This window comes from Cupriavidus sp. 8B, from assembly GCF_054589115.1.
Map to the genome: position 1 here is coordinate 1 of NZ_BAAILO010000321.1, position 525 is coordinate 525.

Below are 525 nucleotides of genomic sequence, written 5' to 3' on the forward strand. Positions count from 1 at the left end.
CGGACAACAATCGCCTCGAGCGCGCCATCCGCCCAATTGCCGTTGGCAGAGCGAATTTTATGTTCGTGGGCTCGCCGCGTGGCGGGCGTGCCGCCGCGACGATGTACTCGCTGCTGGGTACCTGTCGTCTGAATGGTATCGAGCCCTATGCCTGGCTCAAGGATACCCTGGAGCGCCTGCCAGCCCACCCCATCAGCCGGGTCCACGAACTGCTACCGCTGTCACGCTAACCGGTAAACTGTGCGTCATGGACATTCTTGACGCATTGCGCCTCGCCCCGAGCGCCGACCTGTACCGCTTGTATCTGACCATCGGTCGGATGCTCGACGATCCGAAGCGGATCCTGGAGAGCCGCCGGCACCTGCATATCGGTATGACCGTCAGTTACGTGGCCGACGACCTGACCCAGCCGGTGCGGCAGGGCCGCATCCTCGAACTTCGGCAGACCCAGGCCGTGGTCGAGGATACCGCTACGCGCCGGCGCTGGGCCTTGCCCTATGCCGCGGTCATCGCCGATGCCACCGC

The 525-nt window shown here is 64.8% G+C and carries 1 protein-coding gene and 1 pseudogene; both read left to right on the top strand.

From position 1 onward, the window contains the following. Positions 1 to 230, top strand: a 230-nt coding sequence (locus ACYP5B_RS32120; protein WP_459572336.1) for a transposase domain-containing protein, incomplete at its 5' end; no start/stop codon positions are given. A gap of 17 nt (positions 231 to 247) precedes the next feature. Next, a pseudogene (locus tag ACYP5B_RS32125) lies at positions 248 to 525 on the top strand (hypothetical protein); the annotation flags it as partial.